Source organism: Streptomyces tubercidicus, assembly GCF_027497495.1.
Classification (GTDB): Bacteria; Actinomycetota; Actinomycetes; order Streptomycetales; family Streptomycetaceae; genus Streptomyces; species Streptomyces tubercidicus.
This window is the reverse complement of sequence record NZ_CP114205.1, coordinates 3,516,464-3,537,685: the sequence shown is the minus strand read 5'-3', so window position 1 is coordinate 3,537,685 and position 21,222 is coordinate 3,516,464. Positions and strand designations below refer to the sequence as shown.

17 protein-coding genes are annotated in these 21,222 nt (G+C 71.4%); 12 read left to right on the top strand and 5 right to left on the bottom strand.

The features are described from left to right. Positions 1 to 87 precede the first annotated feature (87 nt). Complete coding sequence (locus STRTU_RS15170) at positions 88 to 387, top strand: hypothetical protein (RefSeq protein ID WP_159744015.1); 300 nt, start codon at positions 88 to 90, stop codon at positions 385 to 387. A gap of 226 nt (positions 388 to 613) precedes the next feature. Here the strand turns inward: STRTU_RS15170 and STRTU_RS15165 are convergent, their stop codons facing one another. Further along, entirely contained in the window at positions 614 to 1,789 is a 1,176-nt protein-coding gene (locus STRTU_RS15165; RefSeq protein WP_159744014.1) for a threonine aldolase family protein, read from the bottom strand. A 388-nt stretch (positions 1,790 to 2,177) separates the two neighbouring features. On the opposite strand from STRTU_RS15165, the gene STRTU_RS15160 reads away from it, so the two are divergent. The 10 genes from STRTU_RS15160 to STRTU_RS15115 all read left to right on the top strand — a co-directional run bounded on the left by STRTU_RS15160 (position 2,178) and on the right by STRTU_RS15115 (position 10,913). Beyond that, the gene (locus tag STRTU_RS15160) at positions 2,178 to 3,170 is read left to right on the top strand and encodes a Rossmann-like and DUF2520 domain-containing protein (protein ID WP_159744013.1); all 993 of its coding nucleotides are present in this window, start codon (positions 2,178 to 2,180) and stop codon (positions 3,168 to 3,170) included. 95 nt (positions 3,171 to 3,265) lie between these two features. Next, entirely contained in the window at positions 3,266 to 4,489 is a 1,224-nt protein-coding gene (gene panC, locus STRTU_RS15155; RefSeq protein WP_159746967.1) for a pantoate--beta-alanine ligase, read from the top strand. Beyond that, on the top strand, positions 4,486 to 6,315 hold the full coding sequence (locus STRTU_RS15150; RefSeq protein WP_159744012.1) for an L-aspartate oxidase: 1,830 nt from the start codon (positions 4,486 to 4,488) through the stop codon (positions 6,313 to 6,315). Before panC ends, STRTU_RS15150 begins: the two co-directional genes overlap by 4 nt. A gap of 67 nt (positions 6,316 to 6,382) precedes the next feature. After that, positions 6,383 to 7,447 (top strand): carboxylating nicotinate-nucleotide diphosphorylase, encoded by a 1,065-nt coding sequence (gene nadC / locus STRTU_RS15145; protein ID WP_159744011.1) that lies wholly within the window; start codon positions 6,383 to 6,385, stop codon positions 7,445 to 7,447. A gap of 5 nt (positions 7,448 to 7,452) precedes the next feature. Further along, the gene (locus STRTU_RS15140; RefSeq protein WP_159744010.1) at positions 7,453 to 8,250 is read left to right on the top strand and encodes a type III pantothenate kinase; all 798 of its coding nucleotides are present in this window, start codon (positions 7,453 to 7,455) and stop codon (positions 8,248 to 8,250) included. A 118-nt stretch (positions 8,251 to 8,368) separates the two neighbouring features. Then, positions 8,369 to 9,013, top strand: coding sequence for a hypothetical protein (locus STRTU_RS15135; RefSeq protein ID WP_246240550.1), 645 nt, complete (start codon positions 8,369 to 8,371; stop codon positions 9,011 to 9,013). A 46-nt stretch (positions 9,014 to 9,059) separates the two neighbouring features. Next, positions 9,060 to 9,239 carry a hypothetical protein gene (locus STRTU_RS15130; protein WP_159744009.1) on the top strand — a complete coding sequence of 60 codons (180 nt, stop codon included), beginning with the start codon at positions 9,060 to 9,062 and terminating at the stop codon, positions 9,237 to 9,239. A gap of 171 nt (positions 9,240 to 9,410) precedes the next feature. Next, positions 9,411 to 9,890, top strand: a complete 480-nt coding sequence (locus STRTU_RS15125; RefSeq protein WP_246241388.1) for a BlaI/MecI/CopY family transcriptional regulator — start codon at positions 9,411 to 9,413, stop codon at positions 9,888 to 9,890. A gap of 9 nt (positions 9,891 to 9,899) precedes the next feature. Beyond that, complete coding sequence (locus STRTU_RS15120; protein WP_159744007.1) at positions 9,900 to 10,418, top strand: amino-acid N-acetyltransferase; 519 nt, start codon at positions 9,900 to 9,902, stop codon at positions 10,416 to 10,418. Between the two features lie 156 nt (positions 10,419 to 10,574). Beyond that, complete coding sequence (locus tag STRTU_RS15115; protein WP_159744006.1) at positions 10,575 to 10,913, top strand: histone-like nucleoid-structuring protein Lsr2; 339 nt, start codon at positions 10,575 to 10,577, stop codon at positions 10,911 to 10,913. Here STRTU_RS15115 and STRTU_RS15110 read toward each other — a convergent pair. Then, complete coding sequence (locus STRTU_RS15110; protein WP_167539151.1) at positions 10,844 to 11,524, bottom strand: SCO3374 family protein; 681 nt, start codon at positions 11,522 to 11,524, stop codon at positions 10,844 to 10,846. The two genes, STRTU_RS15115 and STRTU_RS15110, sit on opposite strands and share 70 nt — an antisense overlap. Before the next feature lie 498 nt (positions 11,525 to 12,022). Between STRTU_RS15110 and STRTU_RS15105 the strand changes: the two genes are divergently transcribed. Continuing rightward, positions 12,023 to 14,548 (top strand): ATP-dependent Clp protease ATP-binding subunit, encoded by a 2,526-nt coding sequence (locus tag STRTU_RS15105; RefSeq protein WP_159744005.1) that lies wholly within the window; start codon positions 12,023 to 12,025, stop codon positions 14,546 to 14,548. Positions 14,549 to 14,748: 200 nt separating this feature from the next. Here STRTU_RS15105 and STRTU_RS15100 read toward each other — a convergent pair whose 3' ends face one another. The 3 genes from STRTU_RS15100 to STRTU_RS15095 all read right to left on the bottom strand — a co-directional run bounded on the left by STRTU_RS15100 (position 14,749) and on the right by STRTU_RS15095 (position 20,726). Then, entirely contained in the window at positions 14,749 to 17,412 is a 2,664-nt protein-coding gene (locus STRTU_RS15100; RefSeq protein ID WP_159744004.1) for an NACHT domain-containing protein, read from the bottom strand. 64 nt (positions 17,413 to 17,476) lie between these two features. Further along, the gene (locus tag STRTU_RS36330) at positions 17,477 to 18,286 is read right to left on the bottom strand and encodes a hypothetical protein (RefSeq protein ID WP_443098476.1); all 810 of its coding nucleotides are present in this window, start codon (positions 18,284 to 18,286) and stop codon (positions 17,477 to 17,479) included. Beyond that, complete coding sequence (locus STRTU_RS15095) at positions 18,192 to 20,726, bottom strand: NACHT domain-containing protein (protein ID WP_443098475.1); 2,535 nt, start codon at positions 20,724 to 20,726, stop codon at positions 18,192 to 18,194. The genes STRTU_RS36330 and STRTU_RS15095 overlap by 95 nt, the downstream gene beginning before the upstream one ends. Between the last annotated feature and the right edge of the window lie 496 nt (positions 20,727 to 21,222).

Genomic DNA, 21,222 nt, shown 5'->3' with positions numbered 1-21,222 from the left:
GCGAGGCTCCGACCTGCACGGACCCCGATTGACGGCTCTCGTCAATCGACGCGCGGGGACCGGCCGGCCCACCGCACAGTGACCGACATGAACGCCACTCAGCAGCACCTCCTCGACACCTACCGCGCCGCCCAACGAGGCGAAGCCGCCCCGCCCGCCCCGGGAGGCCACACGGCCCGCGAGCCCCAACAACGGCACCCCTTCCAAAGCTCCGCCCCGGCCCCCTCCCCCTCCCGGGCCCCCACCCCCACCCCCTCCCCGTCCCTCGCCGACCGCCTGACGGCCCGCCTCCGCCGCGCTGCACGCGCAGCCGCCGCGCCCCTGCTCCACCGGGAGCCCGACGATGCCGGGGCCCACGGCGGCACACCTGCCCGCTTCGGTTCCTGAGGGCGCGCCTCGGTTCCTGGCAGCCCGCCGCAGCTCCTGGCGAGCAGGCTCGATTCCTGACGAGCCAGCTCGATTCCTGACGAGCCGCCTGAGCTCTGACGGCCCACTTCTGGTTCCTGAGGGCGCGCCTCGGCTTCTGGCGAGCAGCCTGGGCCCGGACGACCCACCTGGGGTCGGACGACCCACCTGGGGTCTGACGACCTACCTGGGGCGCTGATGACCCGCCTCAGCTCCGACGAGCCGCCTCAGCCCTTGCCGCGCCCGCTGGCATCACCCCCCCCACGCGCCGCACGAACTCCACGAACTCCGCAGTCGCCGACCGGATGTCCCCGTCCGTCCAGTCCAGGGCGTTCGCGCCGACCGTGATCTCTGTCAGGGCCACCCCGGGCGGGCCGGCCGGGCCCGGCTCGCCCCAGCGGCCGAACAGCATGGTGCCGGTCTCCTCCGCCTGGCGCACGGCGGCCTCGTTCAGCAGCTCGGGCGGGTGCGGCAGCCACAGGTAGAACTGGTGGGTGTGCGGCACCGCGGGGTGCACCCGGAACCACGGCACACCGGCCTCGGCCAGGTGCTCGCCCAGCGCACCGGCCACGACCTTCGCCTGGGCCACGTACTCCGGCAGCCGCGGCAGCTCACGGTCCAGCCCGGCCAGGGCGGCCAGCGCGGCCGGCCACTGCTGGAACAGCCGGCCGCCGTACCGGTGCCGCCAGGCCCGCGCCTCGTCGACGAAGTCCTCGGTGCCCGCGAGCGCCGCCCCCGATATCCCGCCCAGCGACTTGTAGAAGGAGACATAGACGCTGTCCGCGAGGGCCGCGATCTCCGGGAGCGGGCGGCCGAAGTGCGGGCCGCACTCCCACAGGCGCGCGCCGTCGAAGTGCACCACTGCCTCACGGTCCCGCGCCGCCGCCACCGTCGCGGTCAGCTCGTCCCACGTCGGCAGCACGAACCCGGCGTCCCGCAGCGGCAGTTCGAGGGCGAGGGTCCCGAACGGTTCCGCCAGGTCGTAGATCTCCGCGGCGGTCGGGGGCCGCGGTGCGTTCGTCGGATGCACCATGCGCAGCCCGCTGACCACCGCCCAGGCATCGCGCTCGTGGCCCTCCATATGCGACAGCGGATGGCCGGCGACCGTTGCATTGCCCGTACGCCCCGCCCAGCAGCGCAGCGCCACCTGCTGCGCCATCGTGCCGGTCGGGAAGAAGGCGGCGGCCTCGGTGCCCAGGGCGGCGGCGGTCCGGCGCTCCAGCTCGCCGATGATGCCGTCGTCGTTGCCGTAGATGTCGACCCAGTCGTCCAGGTCGTGAGCCGCCGGGGCGTCGACCACCAGGCGGTCCAGCCGCTCGCGGAGCGTCTCCCGCCCGACGCCGTCCGGCAGCACGCGCCGCGCACCACGGAACGCCGCACGCATCCGCCCCCGCCGGACGGGAGGAAATCCGTCCGGCGCCCCGCCCGATGCTCCCCGCGAGCCCGAGCCCGAGCCCGAGCCCGAGCCCGAGCCCGAGCCCGAGCCCGAGCCCGAGGCCGCGTCCGCCTCCCCGCCCGTGCCGCGTCCGCCGGTTTCCCGCATCCGCCTCACACCCCCATACCGTCCGTGCCCGCGCCCTCGCGCGGCGTCGCATCGATCGTCGCGCAGCCCCGCGCGGCTCCGCGACCCCTGTGGATAACTCTCGGGAGAGTTCGGGGGAGACCCCCGTCTCACCTTCCGCGGAGCCCTGAAAGCCACCGGAAACACTCGCGTAGCATGGCGAGGAATCGTCCGGTACCCCCCGCGGACTGGAACGGAAGGCCATCGCCGCGTGAATCCCACCCCACCCTTCGAGGCCCAGGACCGACCCGCACGGCTGACCGTCGGGGTCGTCGGCGCGGGCCGTGTCGGGCCCGCTCTCGCCGCCGCGCTGCAGCTCGCAGGGCATCGCCCGGTTGCCGTGTCGGGTGTCTCCGACACCTCCGTACGCCGCGCCGCCGAGCTGCTGCCCGACGTTCCGCTGGTCGCCCCCGCCGAGGTCCTCGCCCGCGCCGACCTGGTCCTGCTGACCGTCCCCGACGACGCCCTGGCCGGCCTGGTGAGCGGCCTCGCGGAGACCGGCGCTGTACGGCCCGGCCAGCTGCTGGTGCACACCTCGGGGCGGTACGGAACCGGGGTCCTGGACCCGGCCACCCGCGCCGGCGCCCTGCCGCTCGCACTGCACCCGGCCATGACGTTCACCGGCACCTCCGTGGACGTCCAGCGGCTGGCCGGCTGCTCGTTCGGCGTGACTTCGCCCGACGAGCTGCGGATGGCCGCCGAGGCGCTGGTCATCGAGATGGGCGGGGAGCCCGAGTGGATCGCGGAATCCGCCCGTCCGCTCTACCACGCGGCACTGGCCATCGGCGCCAATCACCTGGTCACCCTCGTCGCCCAGTCGATGGAGCTGCTGCACGACGCCGGGGTGCAGGCCCCGGACCGGATGCTGGGACCGCTGCTCGGCGCCGCCCTGGACAATGCGCTCCGCTCCGGTGACGCGGCGCTGACCGGCCCGGTCGCACGGGGCGACGCCGGCACCGTCGCCGCCCATGTCACCGAGCTGCGCCGGCACGCGCCACAGAGCGTCGCCGGGTATCTCGCCATGGCCCGTACGACCGCGGACCGGGCGCTGGCCCACGGACTGCTGAAGCCGGAGCTGGCCGAGGACCTGCTGGAGGTGCTCGCCGACGCCGACGACGGCCCCGGCACCACCCCGGGCACCCCCGGCACGCCCGGCCCGGACCCCGACGCCCCCGGCCACGGCCCCGGGGGAGGCGGCCGATGACCTCCTCGCCCCTGAGCCCGTCCCCCGAACCGGGCCGCCACTCGGACACCACTCCGGCACCGGAGGTGCCCGTGAACCAGGAGCCGGACCAGCCCATGGACGAGAACCCCACCCGGCCCGTCCGCCCCACCCACCCCGTGCACCTCCTCCACACCGCCGCCGCCCTCCGCGAGCTGCCCCGTGGCACCGGAGCCCGCGTCGTCGTCATGACCATGGGCGCGCTCCACGAGGGCCACGCCACCTTGATCCGCGCCGCCCGCCGCCGGGTCGGACCGCAGGGCCAGGTCGTCGTCACGGTCTTCGTCAATCCGCTGCAATTCGGGGCGGGCGAGGACCTGGACCGCTACCCGCGCACCCTGGACGCCGATACGGAGCTGGCGGCCGCCGCGGGCGCGGATGTCGTCTTCGCCCCGTCCGCCGACGAGGTCTACCCGGGCGGAGAGCCGCAGATCCGGGTCGCCGCGGGCCCCATGGGCACCCTCCTGGAAGGCGCCAGCCGCCCCGGGCACTTCGACGGGGTGCTGACCGTCGTCGCCAAGCTGCTGCATCTGACCGCGCCGGACATCGCCTTCTACGGGCAGAAGGACGCCCAGCAGCTCGCCGTCATCACACGGATGGCCGCCGACCTCAACTTCCCCGTCGAGATCGTCGGCGTCCCCACGGTGCGCGAGGAAGACGGGCTCGCCCTCTCCAGCCGCAACCGCTACCTCTCCCACCCGGAGCGGCGCACCGCGCTCGCGCTGTCGGCGGCGCTGTTCGCGGCCCGCGACCGGCTCGCCGCCGAGGAGGCGCTGCGCGCCCGCGCCGCCTCCACGGGCCACGCGGCGCAGGACCGTGCCGCGGCGCTGGCCGCCCTCGGCGAGGACCGGGCCGCCGCCGACGCCCACGCCGTCGCCTACGCCGCGGCGGGCCCCCCGCACGGCCCGTCCGTGGCACGTGCCGCGGCCCAGGCCGTACTGGACGACGCCGCCCGTCTGGAACCGCCGCTCGCGCTCGACTACCTTGCGCTGGTCGACCCGTCCGACTTCACCGAGATCCCGGACAATTACGAGGGCGAAGCCATCCTCGCGGTCGCCGCCAAGGTCGGCACCACCCGGCTGATCGACAACATCCGGCTCGTCTTCCGCGCCGGGCGCTCCGGCCCGACGACCGCCACCCACCAGGGCGGAACCCTCACCGGCGCCGCTACTTCGGAGACGGCCTCTTCGGACGCCGCCCCTTCGGCGACCACCTCGTCGGACGCCCCCGCTTCCGGTTCACCCACCACACCCACCACACCTCCCCCCACCCCCCAAGGCCCCCTCGGAGCGACCCGATGACCGCCACCGGAACAGGCACCGGCCCCGGCCCCGCCGCAGGCACCGGAATACGCCTGACCGCCCCCGCCCCCGGCTGGTCCATCGCAGCGGACGTCGTCGTGGTGGGCTCCGGGGTGGCCGGACTGACCGCCGCGCTGCGCTGCGCCGCGGCCGGCCGCCGGACCGTCGTCGTCACCAAGGCCCGGCTGGACGACGGCTCCACACGCTGGGCACAGGGCGGGATCGCGGCCGCGCTCGGCGACGGCGACACCCCGGAGCAGCATCTGGCCGACACCCTCGTCGCGGGCGCCGGACTCTGCGACGAGGCCGCCGTACGGACCCTGGTGACCGAGGGCCCGGACGCCGTCCACCGGCTCATCGGTACCGGAGCCCGCTTCGACACCGCCCCGGGCAGCGACGAGATAGCGCTCACCCGGGAGGGCGGCCACCACCGCCGTCGTATCGCGCACGCCGGCGGCGACGCCACCGGGGCCGAGATCTCCCGCGCGCTCGTCGGGGCGGTCCGCGCCGCCGGACTGCGCACCATCGAGAACGCACTCGTCCTGGACCTGCTCACGGACGCCGACGGCCGTACGGCCGGGGTCACCCTGCACGTCATGGGGGAGGGCCAGCACGACGGCGTCGGGGCCGTACACGCCCCGGCGGTGGTGCTCGCCACCGGGGGCATGGGGCAGGTCTTCTCCGCGACCACCAACCCGGCGGTCTCCACCGGCGACGGGGTGGCCCTGGCGCTGCGCGCCGGCGCCGAGGTCTCCGACCTGGAATTCGTCCAATTCCACCCCACCGTCCTGTATTTGGGGGCGGAAGCGGAAGGCCAGCAGCCGCTGATCTCCGAGGCCGTACGGGGCGAGGGCGCCCACCTCGTCGACGCCGACGGCACCCGCTTCATGGTCGGGCAGCATGAACTCGCCGAGCTGGCGCCGCGCGATATCGTCGCCAAGGCGATCATGCGCCAGGCGCACGAACAGGGCGTCGCGCACATGTATTTGGACGGCCGGCACTTCGGCGCCCAGATGTGGGAGTCCCGTTTCCCGACCATCCTCGCCGCCTGCCGCAGCCACGGCATCGACCCGGTCACCGAGCCGATACCGGTCGCCCCGGCCGCCCACTACGCCTCCGGCGGCGTACGCACCGATCTGCGCGGGCGCACGACGGTCCCCGGCCTGTACGCCTGCGGCGAGGTCGCCTGCACCGGCGTGCACGGTGCCAACCGCCTCGCCTCCAACTCCCTCCTGGAGGGCCTGGTTTTCGCGGAGCGGATCGTCGCGGACATCGCCGGGACCCCTGCCCCGGAGGCCGCGCCGAACAGCACACCGGCAGACGGGCCGAACCCGGCGCGCGCAACCGCCCCGTCCGCCCCCCGCACCGCCCTCCCCCTTCTCGCCCCCGATACCCGCACCGCCGTGCAGCGGATCATGACCACCGGCGCCGGGGTGCTGCGCAGCGCGGAGAGCCTCGCACGGGCGGCCGCCGAACTGGACCGCCTCCACCGGGAGGCGACCGCCGCGGCCGGCCGGCCGGGCCGCGCCGAACCGGCCGGCGCGACCGCCACCGGGACCGCCACCCCGACCGCCCCCGCCGACCCCAAGGCCCCGGAACCCGGCGTAGAAGCCTGGGAGGCCACCAACCTCCTCTGCGTCGCCCGGGTGCTGGTCGCCGCGGCGCAGCGCCGGGAGGAGACCCGCGGCTGCCATTGGCGCGAGGACCACCCGGACCGGGACGATGCCTCCTGGCGCCGTCATTTCCGCATCACCCTGGATGCGGACCGCGCGCTGACCCTCCATACGACGGCGACCGCCGATTTCCCGCCGACGGTCACCCCGTAGCCACCGATCCCACCGCCCGCCAAGACAGACCGCGCCCACCCCACCTCCCCGAATACGGAGCCACCCCGTGAGCAGCACCCCCGACGACCTCCCCCTCCTCCAGATCGGCGGGCCGACCGCCGGCGCCCCCGCCGGGGGCTGCGGCGACGCCTGCGGCTGCGGCGGCGACGAGAACCCGTACGAGATCGACCCGCTGACCTGTGGACTCGACCCCGACCTGGCCGTGCTCCTGGTGGCCGCCGGGCTCGACCCCGTCCAGGTGGAGGCCATCGCCCAGCTCGCCCTCGAAGAGGACCTCGACCAGGGCGTGGACGTCACGACCGTGGCGACCGTCCCCGAAGACGCCGTCGCCACCGGCGACTTCACGGCCCGCGAGGCCGGCACGGTCGCCGGGCTGCGGATCGCCGAGGCGGTGCTCTCCCTCGTCTGCACCGCCGAGTTCGAGGTCGAGCGGCACGTCGAGGACGGCGACCGGGTCGCGGCCGGCACCCCGCTGCTGAGCGTCACCACCCACACCCGTGACCTGCTCACCGCCGAGCGCAGCGCCCTCAACCTGCTGTGCCGGCTGTCCGGTATCGCGACCGCGACCCGGGCCTGGGCGGATGTGCTCGACGGCACCGGGGCCAGGGTCCGCGACACCCGTAAGACGACGCCGGGCCTGCGCGCCCTGGAGAAGTTCGCGGTGCGCTGCGGTGGCGGCGTCAACCACCGGATGTCGCTGTCCGACGCGGCGCTGATCAAGGACAACCACGTGGTCGCGGCGGGCGGCGTGGCCGAGGCCTTCACGGCCGTACGGACCGAGTTCCCCGGCGTACCGATCGAGGTGGAGGTCGACCGCATCGACCAGATCCCGCCGATCCTCGCCGAGGGCGCCGATCTGATCCTGCTGGACAACTTCACCCCCGAGCAGACCCGGGAGGCCGTGGCCCTGGTGGACGGCCGGGCGATGCTGGAGTCCTCGGGCCGGCTGACCCTCGACAACGCCCGCTCCTACGCCGAGACCGGCGTCGACTACCTCGCCGTGGGCGCGCTCACCCACTCCTCCCCGATCCTGGACATCGGCCTCGACCTGCGCGAGGACGACGGGCAGGGCGACCGGGGCGCCGCCGACGATGTGCGTGAGGACCGCTGACCGCCATGCTCCTGACCATCGACGTGGGCAACACCCACACCGTCCTCGGCCTCTTCGACGGCGAGGAGATCGTCGAGCACTGGCGGATCTCCACCGACGCCCGGCGCACCGCCGACGAGCTGGCCGTCCTCCTCCAGGGCCTGATGGGGATGCACCCGCTGCTCGGCGACGACCTGGGCGACGGCATCGAGGGCATCTCCATCTGCGCCACGGTGCCCTCCGTCCTGCATGAGCTGCGCGAGGTCACCCGGCGCTACTACGGCGACGTCCCGGCCGTCCTGGTGGAGCCGGGCGTCAAAACGGGCGTGCCGATCCTCATGGACAACCCCAAGGAGGTCGGCGCCGACCGGATCATCAACGCCCTGGCGGCCGTCGAACTCTACGGGGGCCCCGCGGTGGTCGTGGACTTCGGTACGGCCACCACCTTCGACGCGGTCAGTGCGCGCGGCGAGTACGTGGGCGGCGTGATCGCCCCGGGCATCGAGATCTCCGTGGAGGCGCTGGGCGTCAAGGGCGCCCAGCTCCGCAAGATCGAACTGGCCCGGCCGCGCAGCGTCATCGGCAAGAACACCGTGGAGGCCATGCAGTCCGGCATCCTCTACGGCTTCGCGGGCCAGGTCGACGGTGTGGTGCAGCGCATGGCGCGGGAGCTGGCCGACGACCCGGACGAGGTGACCGTGATCGCCACCGGCGGGCTGGCGCCGATGGTGCTCGGCGAATCGTCGGAGATCGACGAGCACGAGCCGTGGCTCACCCTGATCGGCCTGCGCCTGGTCTACGAGCGGAATATCGCCCGCTCCTAGGGAGACCCGCGGTTCGCCGTAGGTATTTCCGCGCCGGATGACCGGTGGTGCGGCTCGCGGCCGCGCCACCGTTCACGAATTAAGCGGCTTTTGTCGGAAACGGTCGTAAAGTCGCCACATGCCAATGCCAAACGGAACCCGCGGCGGCATGGCGTTCAGCGCCGATGAGTTGCGTGTGCTCCGTCGCGCCCTCGCCCATGCCCTGCAGACGACGTCCCCGTCCGCCCCGCTCGGCGCCCTCGGCCCCGAGTGGACCCAGGACATCCAGGAATACCTCCGGCTGGCCGAGGCGGTCGACGAGGCGGTCCGCGAAGGCGGCCGGCTGCGCGCCTTCCTCCTCGCCGACCTCGCCCGCTACCGCGCGGCCCTGCCCGGCTCGGTCGCCGGCTACCTCGCGCAGCTCAAGGAGGCGCTGGCAGCGGGCCATGTCCCCGGCCCCGACGATCTCGCCGCTCTCCGCGCGCTGCCCCGGGCCCGCGGAACGGCCGAGAACGAGCGCCGCAGCGCCCTGCTGCGCCACTGCGAGCAGCTCGCCGAGCATTCCGTACGGACCCGGCTGCGCGCGCTGCCAGGCGGCCGCTCGGCCACCCGCGGCGGGCGGGAGCCGGAGCCCGAGCGGGAGCCGAAGCCGGAGCGCAAACCCGAGCCCGCACCCGCGCCACAGCCCAAGGGCCCGCGGCGGGACCGCCCCATCCCCACCCCCGGCGAGGTCTTCCCGCCCCGCCGCAAGCCCGCCCCGCCCCCCGAGAGCCGCACCGCCTGAGCGCTGCGTACTCTGGTATCTCACGCCCCAAAGGAGGCCATACGCCATGGATTACGTCGCAGCGCTGCTCCCGCCCGTAGTGATGGCCGTGGCCTTCACCGCTCTGATCGTGGTGATCATCAAGAACCAGGGCGGGGAGAACAAGGCCAAGGAAGACGCCGCCGTGGACGCCGCCCTGGCGCGCGCCGAAACCGCCCGCCAGGAGCCCACCGCGCACGGCTCCTGAGCCGCCCGCCGCCCCTCAGGCGGCCCGCGCGCACCGTCGGCCCGGGAGAGACCGTCCCGGGCCGTCCCTCCTTTTTCCGACCCAAACGCAACGAGATCAACGGGCATTCGCGACAACTCCCACTATTGTTCTTGTGTGCCGAGACGCTTGGGTGATCTGGAAGACGCGGTCATGACGCGGGTCTGGGAGTGGAACCGCCCGGTCACCGTTCGAGAAGTCCTGGAAGACCTGCAGAAGGAACGGTCCATCGCCTACACCACGGTCATGACCGTATTGGACAACCTTCACCAGAAGGGCTGGGTGCGCCGCGAAGCAGAAGGCCGCGCCTATCGATATGAGGCCGTCTCCACCCGCGCCGCCTACGCGGCCGCACTGATGAACGAGGCATGGTCCGCCAGCGACAACCCCGCGGCCGCCCTTGTCGCCTTCTTCGGCATGATGTCGCCGGAACAGCGACAGGCCCTGCGCGATGCCGTACGGATGGTGCAGATCGACGAACCGGCGGAAGCCGCGGAACAACCGGCACAAGAGACCGAAGAGACCGCGCCCGCGGAAGAACGCACCGCACAAGCGGCACCGGAAGAGGCCGATGAAGCCGGTTCCGCCGAAGGGGATGAACCCGGGGCGAGTGCCACCGGCAAGGGGCGATAGCGTCCCGCCATGCCCCCGCATTCAAATGGCCTGACCGTCCGCCGCGCCAGGACCAGCGATGTACCGGCCGTACGCCACCTCATCGACGCCTACTCACGCGACGGGATCCTGCTCGACAAAGCCACCGTCACGCTTTACGAGGACATCCAGGAGTTCTGGGTGGCCGAACGCGACGAAGACGCCGAGGTCGTCGGCTGCGGGGCACTCCACGTCATGTGGGAAGACCTGGCGGAGGTCCGCACCCTGGCCGTGGATCCGCGCCTCAAGGGGGCCGGAGTCGGCCACCAAGTCCTCGACAAGCTGCTGCGCACCGCGAGCTGGCTCGGAGTGCGGCGCATTTTCTGTCTCACCTTCGAAGTCGACTTCTTCACCAAGCACGGCTTCGTAGAGATCGGCGAAGCGCCGGTAGACGGTGATGTCTACAGTGAGCTGCTGCGTTCCTATGACGAGGGCGTTGCGGAGTTCCTGGGCCTCGAACGAGTGAAGCCCAACACCCTGGGTAACAGCCGGATGCTTCTGCACCTGTGATGAGTGTTCTATGTCCGAATCGCTCCCCTATCTCATGGGTGCGGAAGCATGCGTTCCCCGCTCTGTGGGCAAGTGAACCCTACCCAAGGGTTTGTGTTTTTCCCGGAAAAGCGGTTTGCTTTCCGTCGTAATCCGCATTCGATGAAAGGGAAACCGGTGGCACAGAAGGTTCAGGTTCTTCTTGTCGATGACCTCAACGGTGGCGAGGCGGACGAGACGGTGACGTTCGCTCTCGACGGCAAGTCCTACGAGATCGACCTCTCCGACAGCAACGCCCAGAAGCTGCGCGACTCCCTCGCCGACTTCGTGAAGGCGGGCCGCCGTACCGGTGGCCGCGCTTCTTCGGGTCGCGGCAAGGCGCGTGGTGCTTCTTCCGGCGGCAGCCAGGACACCGCGAAGATCCGCGCCTGGGCCAAGGAGAACGGCTACAACGTCAATGACCGCGGCCGTGTCCCCGCGGACATTCGCGAGGCATTTGAGAAGGCCAACGGCTGATCGCCGTACGCGCGATCCGATTGGGCATTACGAGCACGCAGCAACCGGGCACGGTGGCACTCCGTCGCCGCCGCGCTCACGAGTCGTACGAGGTCGGGGCCGCCCCTGTCGTCCCCGTTTCCTGCCCCGAACCCCGTGGTGGGCAGGGAATTCGCCGCTTCGTACCCGGGCCGGGGAGGTCGCACCCATCGCGCGGCCTCCCGGGAACCGAATCCGTATGACGGAGCTGCGCCAGTGGGGAACACCGGCGCGGGCATCCGGTCTCCGGTCCCACGCGCCGTGAGATCCGGGACGAGCGCGCCCCACTCCAGCCATTCCAGGATTCCCGGGAGTTCCTCGGCGCCGCCGGCCGCGATGAGCATGAGCAATTTCGGCCGATCAATGGCGTGATTACCGTCGCATCCGGCCCGAACGAGCGCCACCGGGCCGGTGCGCGGCAATCTCCGTAGTACGGCACTTCCCGCCCCGGCCGGCATCTCCAGGACATCGAAGCGCAGGCCCGTCAGCAGCTCCACCGGCTCCGTTTCGGCGGTCGGCCAGCCCAGCTCTTCCTCGTACCACCGTCGGACGGCGGCGAGGGGACTACGGGGGCGCGGAAGCACACGGGCCATGCCCGGAGAAACTCCCGAAAAGCCTGGAAGTTACGTTGGGTGCTGGCGTGGATGCGCACGGTGCCTGGAGGTGGGGCGCGGGGGCGTACTCGATGGCGTGCGGATGTTCGCCCGTAGCGGATGGAAGACGCCCGCGCCGCATGGAGTGTCAGTGGCAGCGGGTAAGACAGTCTCAGTGGGAAGAGACGGTGTGACCGGCGCCCGAGGCGTTTCGTCCCGGCCGATGAGCGGCCGCGGACGGCGTGTCGGTACAGGGCGCGTTCGCCACGGGCGTAGTGGCAGAGGGCGTATATGCCTGGCCTGCGGGAACATCGTCTCGCACCATCGAGTTGGAGCAGATGTCAGCTGTTCGGCAGTAAATTTCCCCGCCGGAGCGGGGGTGATCCGGACGGGTGTCGGCAGTTGGAATGAGCTGTCCCGCCCCGCGGGACTAGCATGCGGAAGGACAGGGAGGGGACCGACCCCTAACTGCCTGACCGCTCTGAGGAGCGATTAACGATGTTCGAGAGGTTCACCGACCGCGCGCGGCGGGTTGTCGTCCTGGCTCAGGAAGAAGCCCGGATGCTCAACCACAACTACATCGGCACCGAGCACATCCTCCTGGGCCTGATCCATGAGGGTGAGGGTGTCGCCGCTAAGGCCCTGGAGAGCCTCGGGATTTCGCTCGAGGCGGTCCGCCAGCAGGTGGAGGAGATCATCGGGCAGGGCCAGCAGGCCCCGTCCGGGCACATTCCCTTCACCCCCCGTGCCAAGAAGGTCCTGGAGCTTTCGCTCCGCGAGGCCCTCCAGCTCGGCCACAACTACATCGGTACGGAGCACATCCTGCTCGGCCTGATCCGCGAGGGCGAGGGCGTCGCCGCCCAGGTCCTGGTGAAGCTGGGCGCCGATCTCAACCGGGTGCGGCAGCAGGTCATCCAGCTGCTCTCCGGCTACCAGGGCAAGGAAGCCGCCACCGCCGGCGGCCCCGCCGAGGGCACGCCCTCGACGTCCCTCGTCCTGGACCAGTTCGGTCGCAACCTGACGCAGGCCGCTCGCGAAACCAAGCTCGACCCGGTCATCGGGCGCGAGAAGGAAATCGAGCGGGTCATGCAGGTCCTGTCCCGCCGTACCAAGAACAACCCGGTCCTCATCGGCGAGCCCGGCGTCGGCAAGACGGCGGTCGTCGAGGGCCTGGCGCAGGCCATCGTCAAGGGCGAGGTGCCCGAGACCCTCAAGGACAAGCACCTCTACACCCTGGACCTCGGTGCCCTGGTCGCCGGCTCCCGCTACCGGGGTGACTTCGAAGAGCGCCTCAAGAAGGTGCTCAAGGAGATCCGCACCCGCGGCGACATCATCCTGTTCATCGACGAGCTCCACACCCTCGTGGGTGCGGGCGCCGCCGAGGGCGCGATCGACGCCGCCAGCATCCTCAAGCCCATGCTGGCGCGAGGCGAGCTGCAGACCATCGGTGCCACGACGCTCGACGAGTACCGCAAGCACCTGGAGAAGGACGCGGCCCTGGAGCGCCGCTTCCAGCCCATCCAGGTCGCGGAGCCGTCGCTGCCGCACACCATCGAGATCCTCAAGGGCCTGCGGGACCGCTACGAGGCGCACCACCGCGTCTCCATCACGGACTCCGCCCTGGTCGCCGCCGCCACCCTGGCCGACCGCTACATCTCGGACCGCTTCCTGCCGGACAAGGCGATCGACCTGATCGACGAGGCCGGCTCCCGGATGCGCATCCGCCGGATGACCGCACCGCCGGACCTGCGCGAATTCGACGAGAAGATCGCCGATGTGCGCCGGGAGAAGGAGTCCGCGATCGACTCGCAGGACTTCGAGATGGCCGCGGGCCTGCGCGACAAGGAGAAGCAGCTCCTGGCCGCCAAGGCGAAGCGGGAGAAGGAGTGGAAGGCCGGCGACATGGACGTCGTCGCCGAGGTGGACGAGGAGCTGATCGCCGAGGTCCTGGCGACGGCCACCGGCATCCCGGTCTTCAAGCTCACCGAGGAGGAGTCCTCCCGGCTGCTGCGGATGGAAGACGAGCTGCACAAGCGCGTCATCGGCCAGAAGGACGCCATCAAGGCGCTCTCCCAGGCCATCCGCCGTACGCGTGCCGGCCTGAAGGACCCCAAGCGTCCCGGTGGCTCGTTCATCTTCGCCGGCCCGTCCGGTGTCGGTAAGACCGAGCTGTCCAAGACGCTCGCGGAGTTCCTCTTCGGCGACGAGGACGCGCTGATCTCCCTCGATATGTCGGAGTTCAGCGAGAAGCACACGGTCTCGCGGCTGTTCGGTTCGCCTCCCGGCTACGTCGGCTACGAAGAGGGCGGCCAGCTCACCGAGAAGGTGCGCCGCAAGCCGTTCTCCGTCGTGCTCTTCGACGAGGTCGAGAAGGCCCACCCGGACATCTTCAACTCGCTGCTGCAGATCCTGGAGGACGGTCGGCTGACCGACTCCCAGGGCCGGGTCGTGGACTTCAAGAACACGGTCATCATCATGACGACCAACCTCGGCACCCGGGACATCTCCAAGGGCTTCAACCTGGGCTTCGCCGCCCAGGGCGACACCAAGTCCAGCTACGAGCGGATGAAGAACAAGGTCAACGAAGAGCTCAAGCAGCACTTCCGCCCCGAGTTCCTCAACCGTGTCGACGACACCGTCGTTTTCCACCAGCTGACCGAGGAAGACATCATCCAGATCGTCGACCTCATGATCGCCAAGGTGGACGAGCGGCTCAAGGACCGCGACATGGGCATCGAGCTCAGCAGCGAGGCCAAGTCGCTGCTGGCCAAGCGCGGGTACGACCCGGTGCTCGGCGCCCGTCCACTGCGCCGCACGATCCAGCGCGAGATCGAGGACGCCCTCTCGGAGAAGATCCTCTTCAGCGAGCTGCGTCCGGGCCACATCGTGGTCGTCGACGTCGAGGGTGAGGGTGAAACCGCCAAGTTCACCTTCCGCGGCGAGGAGAAGTCGGCCCTGCCCGACGCCCCGCCGATCGAGTCCGCGACCGGCGGTTCGGGTCCGAACCTCAGCAAGGACGCCTGAACGGCACGCGGATAACCGCAAGCGGCACTGCCCCGGAATCGTTTCTCACGGTTCCGGGGCAGTTCTGTATGCGCCTTGTAGGAGCTCCGTAAGGGCTCCGTAAGGGCCCGTTCTTAAACGGCGCGGAAATACCACGCGCATTTTGTCAGGATCATTTTCGGCCGTTTGTGCAGAGACCGTGCACGGCGGGCATCCGCACGCTACATCTGCACCACACGAATGCCCTCCGGAACACCGCTCACCGGCGGAATACGACGGCCGATCCGCAACGTGTCCAGATGCGGAAAGGCGGCCAGCCACTCCATCGAAACGCCCAGGTCATAGGCGAGCCACAAGCGCGTCAGGCCCTCGGCCGGAGCGATGCCCTCCAGCAGCTGGTCCGGTGTGAAAGACCCGGCGATCCGCAGATGCGGGCGGCCGCCCAGCCGGCGCAGCGTATGCAGCTCCTCCAGATCGGAGACCGGGAAGTACAGCTCGGCCGGTTCCAGGTGGGCGATGATCTCGCGGGCGTAGCGGGCGGTGTCATGGCGCCGCCAGGCCCCGGCCAGCTGCGCCCGTACCTCGTGGTGCGCCCGGTCACGCAGGCCCGTCAGATAGTCGATCGCCATGTCATCGGCGATCGAGGTGGCCGTGATCGCCAGCAGATACGCCTCATGATCGGAGACCTCGGCCGGATCGGGCAGCATCTCCAGCACGATCGGCCCGATCCAGCCCAGCGCACGGGCCGCCGACGGCGTGCTGGGCCGCACCATGGCGCGGGTGAAGCGCTGCACCCGCGCCCGGACCTCCGGATCCAGCTCGGTGGCATGCTCCAGACAGGCCGCCGCGAGAAGCTTGCGGTGCCGCGCCTCGGCGGCCCGCATACCGGGGTGCGGGGCGAGCAGGCCGTCCAGCAGCGCCGCACACTCATCGGGCCGGGCCAGCGCCACCGCCATCCGGATGACGTCCTCCCAATCGTCGTGGTGGGCATGGTCCAGCAGCAGCCGGAAATCGTGCCGCTGCACGATCGCGCGGGCGGCCAGATAGTCCTGGAAGGTGCGGTGGACGAAGTCGACGGCGCCGGGAGTGGGCTCGCGCAGCAGCCCCGTGCGGTTCAGCAGATGCCGGAACACGTCCTCGGGGCCGCCCTGGCGGGCCGCGTCCGGTATCGCGGGCAGATACTGCGCGAGGGTGTCGACCGCGGTGGCCTGGTCCATTTCCGAGCGGCCGTTGACCAGCATCCAGTGGGCGAGCTTCTGCAACAGCTGGATCTTGGGCTGCCGGGTCAGCTCCACCCCGTCGGTGGGCACCATGGCCCGCTCCCGGTCCCGGCGCTCCAGCAGCATCGACAGCGCCGCGTCATAGAGCTCCTTCCGGCCGTGCGGCAGATAGCCCCGGCGGTCGCGGTGCAGCGCGCACAGCAGCCCGCACATCAGCGGATTGGTCGCCAGCCGCCCCAGATCCCGGGTGATCCGTACGGCGTTGAGCAGCGTGCGCTCGTAATGACCGAGCCGGTCCAGGTCGGCCGGGCACCGCTGGGCCGCGGCACGGTGCCAGCGCTGGATGAACGCGGCGACGTCCTCGCGGCCCATCGGGGCCAGCGACAGCTCGCTGAACCCTTCCCCGGCGAGCCAGTTGCCGGGCACCGCGGACGGCCGCGAGGTGACGATCCAGACGTTGTCCGGGTAGCGCGCGGTCCACTCGCCGAGCTTGCGGCGCACCTGCTCCCGCGCGCTCTCCGGGGCCTCGTCGATCCCGTCGATCAGCAGCAGCGCGCGCCCCGCCGCCAGGACCCGCTCCGTCCAGCCGGGCGGCGCCGCCGCGGCGTCCCGGTGACCGACGGCGCTCAGAAACGCGCCGGGCGAGGGGAGCCCCTCACGGGCGAAGCGGCGTACGGGCAGCAGAAACGGCACCCGGCCGCGCAGCCCCGCCAGCGCCTCCGGCAGCTCATCACGGGCGGCGGCGACGGCCAGCCACTGCAACAAGGTCGTCTTGCCCGACCCGGCCACCCCGCGCACCAGCACCCGCCCGCGGCCGGACAGCGCCTGCTCCGCCGGAAGCGGCGGATCGTCCTGCCCGGCACCGTCCGGCGCGCCCTCGGCGTCCTGGGGACCGGGCTCGCACTGCAGCCCCAGATAGGCGGCGTCCAGCGGCCAGCTGTCGGGGGAGTGCGTCAGATCGATCCCGAAGATCGTCAGGTGGTTGTGGAGAGCGGCGGTGTCGCGGGCGTAGCGGGCTTCGAAGGTGGCGTCTTGGGGGGTTTGGGGGGCGGGAGCGGTGGCTAACGGGGCGGCGTCCTGGACGGTGTCGGTGGTGGGGGAGGCTCCGGCGGTACGGGACGGCTGCGCGGCGGTGGAGAAGGCGGCGCGCTGCCCGTGGATCAGCTCGGTGAGGGTGCGGGTCTGCTCCACGAGCGTCCCGGCGACGAAGGGCGACCGCTGGGTGAAGCGGTGCAGCAGGTGCAGGGCGGCGACGTCCAGCAGCAGGCCGTGCAGCCGGGCCCCGTCGTGCGTCAGCTGCCGGGTGGCGCCGGGCACGGCTGCGCAAAGGCGCCGGGCGAACTCGGCCGGGAGGAGGCGGGCGGCATCGAGGTCGTCCATCTCGATCTCGGCGAGCGCGCGCAGGGTGCGGGCCAGGGCGGTGGCGACGGCCTCGCTCTCGGCATCCGTCCGGCCGGCCGACGCCTGCTCGACGAGGGCCGCGGCGAGACCGTGCAGCTCACTGTCGCTGAGGGTCGGTTTCTCGCCGGTGAAGGAGAGCAGCCGGGAGAGGCGTACGGGCCGGTCGACGGGCTCGGCGACCGCCCCGTCAGGAGCGAAGAGCCTGCGGATCAGCGGATCGACGGCTTGGGGCGTGAGGCGGGCAACGATGTTCGTGGGATCCATGGATTCCCCGTAACTGCGGTGCTGGAGAGGGGGATTGGGGCTGGGGGCTGCGCTGTTGGTCAGCCTATGTGCGGGGGCGGGGATAGCGGGTGAGTTTGATGTGGGGAGGGAGGGGGTGGCCAGGTTCCGGGTGGACGTAGTGGAGAAAGACCTCCTGGAGTTCCGGTAGGAGTGCCGTGGGGGAGAGGTCGATGAAGCCGTCAATGGCGCCGTAGAGCTGGAGTTCGCGGACACCGGGGAAAGCGGGGAGGGCGGCGCGCAGTACGCGGCTCATTTCGGACAGCGGCAGGCGCGCCATATTGAGGATGCTGAGCGTCTTCACTTGCGGAATCCGGAGACCGGTCGGCAGCTTCAAGGGGACGCCTTCTTCCGCCAGGCCGAAGGAGCAGTACTCCAGTTGGCTCAGTGAGGTCAGCGCACTCCATTGGTCCGTCCCGAAGTCATGGGCAAGGCACGTCAGCTGGATGTTGGTGATGCCGGGCCAGCGCGTGATGCCGGTGAATTCGGCGCCCACAGATCCGATGAGGGACAAGTGGCTCAACGGGGCATCCTGGGGGAGGACTGCCAAGCCCTCTGGCGGAAGCGTGCAGCGGAGCACCAGCGAACGAAGGCTGTGCAGCCGGTTAAGTCCGCGCGGAAGCGCCACGTTCTTCTCGGGCGGCCCGTCAATACTCAAAGTCTGGAGGCAATGGTCCGCGAGCGGGGCGACGCTTTCGACGGCCGGGCAGTCCCAGAGCGACAGCCATTCCAGAGCGGGGAACTCCCGGAGGAAGGTGAGATCAGCGATCTCCGGGTTCTCTGTGATGTACAGGCTCTCGGTCAGGTCGAGCGGCAATGCTTCCAGCAGTTCGGCAGCCGTGAAGGGGCCGCGCACCGAGACACGTCGCCGGCCGAGCGCCTGGACCGCGCGCAGTTCGGCCGGGGACGTGGCAGGGACGGTCACCTTGGCATCGAGGTACTGGATGATTTCCCGGGCGTAGGCGTGGGTATCGAATTGCGGCCATGAAAACGCGAGTTGGTGCCCAACGCCCTCCGCCGGATGATCCCGGAACCGCTTCATGACCTCCAGCGCCGCATCCGACCCGATGAGCCCGGCGGTCGCCACCACCTCCTGCGCCTCGTCGTCCGCCAGCCCTTCCGGACCGGGCAGCAGTTCCAGCACGAGCGGCCCCACCTCGGCGAGCAGTTCCGACTCCTCGCGGCTGCGCGGCGGCAGAATCCCCCACGCTTGCTCGTTCACCTCGTCCCGCACCCGCGGATCGATCTCCGTCGCATGCTCCAGACAGGCCAGCGCAAGAAGGGTTACCCGCAGCCACTTGGGGCCGTCGTGGATCTCGTCCTCGTCTCCGCGCGCCATCACTCCCCGCAGAATCTCCACCCTCTCCCGCGGCCGCGCATGCGCCACCGCCATCCGGATCACGTCCTCCCACTGGGAGTCCTCCGCATGCGCGACCAGCAGCCCGAAGTTCGCCGTCCTCCACGGCCGCCTTGGCGCCCAGGTAGTCCTGGAAGGTGCGGTGGACGAAGTCGACGGCGCCGGGGGCCGGTTCGCGGAGCAGGCCGCTGCGCAGCAGCAGATGGCGGAAAATGGCCGTTGCGTCGCCCTGGTCCGCCGCAGCCGGGACGGCGGGCAGTGCCTCGGCGAGGATGCGTTCCGCGCGGTCCCGGTCGAGTTCGCTGCGCCCGTTGCGGATCAGCCAGTAGGCGAGCCGCTGGAGCAGCTGGATCTGCGGCTCGTCGCTCAGCTCGATGCCCGTGGGGGCGGCCATATCGCGTTCCCGGTCGCGGCGGGAGAGCAGCATGCCGAGGGCGGCGTCGTACAGCTCCTTGCGGCCGGTGGGCAGATAGCCGCGGCGGTCCCGGTGCAGTGCGCAGATCAGGCCGCACATGAGGGGGTTGGTGGCGAGCCGGGCGAGGTCCTGTTTGGTGTGGACGGCGGCCAGCAGGGACTGCTCATAGGCGTCGAGGCGTTCGGGGTCCTCGGCGTCGCAGCGGGCCGCGTCGTGCCAGCGGCCGATGAAGGCGGCGACCTCGGTGCGGCTCATGGCGGAGAGTGTCAGCTCGCCGAAGCCGTCGGCGGCCAGCCAGTCGTCGCGTACGGCGGAGGGGCGGGACGTGACCAGCCACAGGTTGTCCGGGAAGGCGTCGGTGAGGTCGCGCAGCCAGCGGCGGGTCAGCTCCCGCTCGCGCTCGGGGATCTCGTCCAGGCCGTCGATCAGCAGCAGCGCCCGCCCGGAGGTCAGCACGCGATTCGCCCAGCCCTCGGGCTGCGCACCGGACACCGGGCAGCCGACGGCCGCCAGGAACCGGTCGGGGGTGGGCAGCGGCGCCCCGTCGCGGGCGAGGGTGCGCAGCGGGAGGACGAACGGGATCCGGCCGTAGAGGTGGGGGAGGGCGGTCTCTCCGGGGGCCTTGGTGCAGGAGACGGCCAGCCACTGGACGAGGGTGCTCTTGCCGGAGCCGGCGACACCGCGCAGCAGCACCCGGTCGCGCCCGGCCAGGGCCTGGTCCGCGGGGACGGGCACCGGGGCCGGCGGCGCGCCCCGGGGGCCCGCCTCCCCGTCGAAGGGGCCGACGGCGGTCACCTCGCGGGCGGCCGGGGCCGTCGCCTCCAGGCTCATATACGCCGCGTCCAGCGGCCACCGGTCCGGGGAGTCGGCGAGATCGATGCCGTAGATGGTCAGCCGGCCGTGCTTACGGGCGAGGTACGCGAGATAGCCGCGCTCGAACGCGGCGTCCGCGGCCCGCGGGGACGGATGCCGTTCGAGGAACTCGTCGATCACCGTGATCAGGCTGTCCAGGCTCCTGCTCTGCTGGACCAGGGTGCGGGCGACGAAGGCCGACCGCTGGGTGAAGAAGTGCACGATGTGCAGGCAGGCCGTGCCGAGCAGGGTGGCGTGCAGCAGCTCGGCGTCCCGGGAGAGGCCGCGGACGGCGTGCGGGCTGGCCGCCTCCAGACGCTCGGCGAGGGCGGTGGCGCCCAGGCGCACGGCCTGTACGTCGTCCATGTCGAGCTCGCCCAGCCCGCGCAGCGTGGTGGCCAGGGCATCGGCCACCGCCCGCTCCTCGTCCACGGCCAGCGGGCGCTCCCCGGCCCCGGCGGTCCGTACGGCCCGGTCGACCAGCTCCGCGGCGAGCTTGTGCAGGTCCTTGTCGGTCAGGGTCCGCTGCTCGCCCTTGAAGGAGACCAGCCCGGAGATCCGTACCGGCTTCGCCACCAGGCCGGCGCCGGGCCCCTCCTTGACGAAGAGCTTCCTGACGAGCGGTGCGACCACGCCGGAGGCGAGTCGGACACCCACTGCTGACGGGTCCATCGTGCGGTCCGCCCTCCCCCGTGGCCGGTGCTGCTGCCGTCGGGCCAGGCTAGATCGGCCGTACGGGACGGCGGGTGGGGATCGGCCAGGTTCACGCGGGGGACGCAGAGTCGCGCAGTGGTGCGGAGAGGCGCAGAAGAGTGCCCGGGCTTTGTGACCCGGGTAACCCGGGTCACAAAGCCCGGGTAACCCCGGTCACAAAAGCCGCGTAATCCGGGTCACAAAAGCCGGGTAAGCCACGTCACAAATACCTGAGTCGCCCGCCCCGCGAAGATCGAAAACCCCGAATCGGGCACCCGAAGGGGACCGGAAAAGCCCTTGGATCTTGATTATCGGTGACATGGCACACAGCCGATTCGGGGCCTACTAAAGATATTAGGGGAATGGGAAGGCGGGGGCGTAAGGGTTTCCCGGGCCGAGCGGGGTGCCAGTGACCGGCGAGCGGCCAGGGAGGGGCGAGCCCCATGCGACACCTGGGGAAAACCCCTGTTCAAAA

Coding starts and splice junctions, on each gene's coding strand:
- STRTU_RS15170 (WP_159744015.1), top strand. CDS start 88: ATGAACGCCACTCAGCAGCACCTCCTCGACACCTACCGCGCCGCCCAA.
- STRTU_RS15165 (WP_159744014.1), bottom strand. CDS start 1,789: ATGCGTGCGGCGTTCCGTGGTGCGCGGCGCGTGCTGCCGGACGGCGTC.
- panC (WP_159746967.1), top strand. CDS start 3,266: ATGGACGAGAACCCCACCCGGCCCGTCCGCCCCACCCACCCCGTGCAC.
- STRTU_RS15150 (WP_159744012.1), top strand. CDS start 4,486: ATGACCGCCACCGGAACAGGCACCGGCCCCGGCCCCGCCGCAGGCACC.
- STRTU_RS15140 (WP_159744010.1), top strand. CDS start 7,453: ATGCTCCTGACCATCGACGTGGGCAACACCCACACCGTCCTCGGCCTC.
- STRTU_RS15135 (WP_246240550.1), top strand. CDS start 8,369: ATGCCAATGCCAAACGGAACCCGCGGCGGCATGGCGTTCAGCGCCGAT.
- STRTU_RS15130 (WP_159744009.1), top strand. CDS start 9,060: ATGGATTACGTCGCAGCGCTGCTCCCGCCCGTAGTGATGGCCGTGGCC.
- STRTU_RS15125 (WP_246241388.1), top strand. CDS start 9,411: ATGACGCGGGTCTGGGAGTGGAACCGCCCGGTCACCGTTCGAGAAGTC.
- STRTU_RS15120 (WP_159744007.1), top strand. CDS start 9,900: ATGCCCCCGCATTCAAATGGCCTGACCGTCCGCCGCGCCAGGACCAGC.
- STRTU_RS15110 (WP_167539151.1), bottom strand. CDS start 11,524: ATGGCCCGTGTGCTTCCGCGCCCCCGTAGTCCCCTCGCCGCCGTCCGA.
- STRTU_RS15105 (WP_159744005.1), top strand. CDS start 12,023: ATGTTCGAGAGGTTCACCGACCGCGCGCGGCGGGTTGTCGTCCTGGCT.
- STRTU_RS15100 (WP_159744004.1), bottom strand. CDS start 17,412: ATGGATCCCACGAACATCGTTGCCCGCCTCACGCCCCAAGCCGTCGAT.
- STRTU_RS15095 (WP_443098475.1), bottom strand. CDS start 20,726: ATGGACCCGTCAGCAGTGGGTGTCCGACTCGCCTCCGGCGTGGTCGCA.